Source organism: Mycolicibacter senuensis, assembly GCF_003284925.1.
Classification (GTDB): Bacteria; Actinomycetota; Actinomycetes; order Mycobacteriales; family Mycobacteriaceae; genus Mycobacterium; species Mycobacterium algericum_A.
The window spans coordinates 1-2,461 of record NZ_QMEX01000264.1; the positions used below are offsets into that span (position 1 = coordinate 1).

Consider the following 2,461-nt stretch of genomic DNA (forward strand, 5'->3'; position numbering starts at 1 on the left):
CGACAGGCCCAGCACCTGCGCGCCGGCCGCCCGCGCCGCGATGGCTTCGTGCACCGTCGACATCCCCACCAGGTCGGCGCCCAGGGTGCGCAGCATCCGGATCTCCGCCGGCGTCTCGTACTGCGGGCCGGGCATCCCGGCGTAGACGCCCTCGACCAGCGTCGGGTCCACCTGCTGGGCCAGGGCACGCAGCGCGGGGGTGTAGGCGTCGACCATGTCGACGAAGTGCGCGCCCTCCAGCGGTGAGCGCCCGGTCATATTGAGGTGGTCGCTGATCAGCACCGGCTGGCCGACTTCGAACCGTTCGCGCAGGCCGCCGGCGGCATTGGTCAGCACCACGGTGTTGGCCCCGGCCGCCACCGCCGTGCGCACCGGCCGCACCACATCGACCAGCGGGTGGCCCTCGTAGGCGTGGATCCGCCCGACCAGCACCAGCACCTGGTGGGTGCCGATCGGGACCGACACCAGTTCGCCGAGGTGGCCGGCCGCCGTCGGCGCGCTGAACCCGGGCAAGTCGGCCATCGGTAGCGTCGCGGTCGGTGTGCCCAGGGCCGCCACCGCCGGCGCCCACCCCGAACCGAGCACCATCGCCACATCATGCGCGTCGATGCCGGTGCGCTGGGCCACGACCGCCGCGGCCTGGGTCGCGAGCGGAACCGTCACAGCCCGTGAGTTTAGTCGGGTGCCACGGTGGGATACTGCCTGAATGTCCTCAGCTCCCGCGTCGCACGCCGCCGAGGCGTGGTTGGCGGTCAACGCCGACGAGCTGGTGGCCTGGCGGCGGCATCTGCACCGCCACCCGGAGCTGAGCCGGCAGGAGTTCGCCACCACCCAGTTCATCGCCGAACGCCTGGCCGGCGCGGGCCTCAACCCCAAGGTGTTGCCCAGCGGAACCGGGCTGGTTTGCGATTTCGGCCCGGAAGAGGGCCCGCGTATCGCGTTGCGCGCCGACATCGACGCGCTGCCGATGACCGAGCAGACCGGGGCGCCGTACTCCTCGCTGGTGCCGGGGGTGACGCACGCCTGCGGTCACGACGCGCACACCGCGATCCTGCTGGGCGCCGCGCTGGCGCTGGCCGCAGCACCGGAACTGCCGGTCGGGGTGCGGCTGGTGTTCCAGGCCGCCGAAGAACTGATGCCGGGTGGGGCCATCGACGCGATCGCCGCCGGGGTGCTGACCGGGGTCGGCCGGATCTTCGCGCTGCACTGCGACCCGCGGCTGCAGGTCGGCCGGGTGGCCACCGTGCCCGGGCCGATCACCTCGGCGGCCGACACCATCGAGATCACCGTCGGCGGGCCCGGTGGGCATACCTCGCGGCCGCACCTGACCGCCGACCTGGTCTACGGGCTGGGCACGCTGATCACCGGGCTGCCCGCCGTGCTGTCGCGGCGCATCGACCCTCGCAACAGCACCGTGTTGGTGTGGGGGGCGGTCAACTCCGGGGCGGCCGCCAACGCGATCCCGCAGGCCGGACGGCTGGCCGGCACGGTGCGCACCGCGAGCCGTGACACCTGGATGGCGATGCAGGGCATCGTCGAGGACGCGGTGGCGCACCTGTTGGCGCCGTTGAACATCCAGCACACGCTGTACTACCACCGCGGGGTGCCGCCGGTGGTCAACGAGGCGGTGTCGACGCGGATGCTCACCCGCGCGATCGAGAGGGTCGGGCCGCACGTGCTGGCCGAAACCCGGCAGTCCGGCGGGGGCGAGGACTTCTCCTGGTACCTGGAGCAGGTTCCGGGGGCGATGGCCCGGCTGGGGGTGTGGCCGGGCAGCGGGCCGCAACTGGACCTGCACCAGCCGACGTTCGACCTCGACGAGCGGGCGCTGGCGATCGGGGTCAAGGTGATGGCCGGCATCATCGACCAGGCCGCGCTGCCCTGACCCGGCCGCGCGCCCCCTCTCGGCCGGGCGCCCCCTCTCGGCCGAGCGGGCGTGTTTGTCCGCCGACACGCCGCAAATTCTGTACAACTGTGCACGCTCGCGGCGCCGGCGGCTGTGCACAGTTCGGCCGCCGTCCACAATTGGGGCCGGCCGGACGGGATGAGGCACTCCGCTATCACATCGGACGCCGACGATCGGCGGCATGGACAACCGATTGCGGACGCTGCTCGACCGCCAGGGCGGGGTGGTGACGTCCGCTCAAGCCCTCACGATCCTCACCCGCCGCGCGCTCGAAGCCGAGCTGAGACGTGGCCCGCTGCAAAAGATTTGGTATGGCATCTACGGCGCCGACGGCGACTGCGACGGCGAGCCGAGCGACGAGTTGCGGCTGCGCGGGCTGGACCTGGCGACGGGCACCACGGTCGCGGTGTGTCTGGGTACCGCGGCCGCGTTATACGGCTTCGACACCGAGGAGTCGGTCGATCTGCACGTGCTCAACCCGCCGGATCGACAGCTGCGATCGGCCGACGGGCTGGTCGTGCACCGGCGCGAGGGCGCACCGCTGAGCGAAGTCGC

General features: G+C 72.5%; 3 protein-coding genes. 2 read left to right on the top strand and 1 reads right to left on the bottom strand.

Going from position 1 to position 2,461, the window contains the following annotated elements; genetic code table 11:
• Positions 1 to 663: purine-nucleoside phosphorylase (locus tag DQP56_RS23875; RefSeq protein ID WP_112689544.1), on the bottom strand; the 663-nt coding region annotated here is incomplete at its 3' end.
• Positions 664 to 706: 43 nt separating this feature from the next.
• On the opposite strand from DQP56_RS23875, the gene DQP56_RS23880 reads away from it, so the two are divergent.
• Complete coding sequence (locus tag DQP56_RS23880; protein WP_112689546.1) at positions 707 to 1,885, top strand: amidohydrolase; 1,179 nt, start codon at positions 707 to 709, stop codon at positions 1,883 to 1,885.
• 202 nt (positions 1,886 to 2,087) lie between these two features.
• The coding region (locus DQP56_RS23885) for a type IV toxin-antitoxin system AbiEi family antitoxin (RefSeq protein WP_526022719.1) at positions 2,088 to 2,461 on the top strand (374 nt) is incomplete at its 3' end.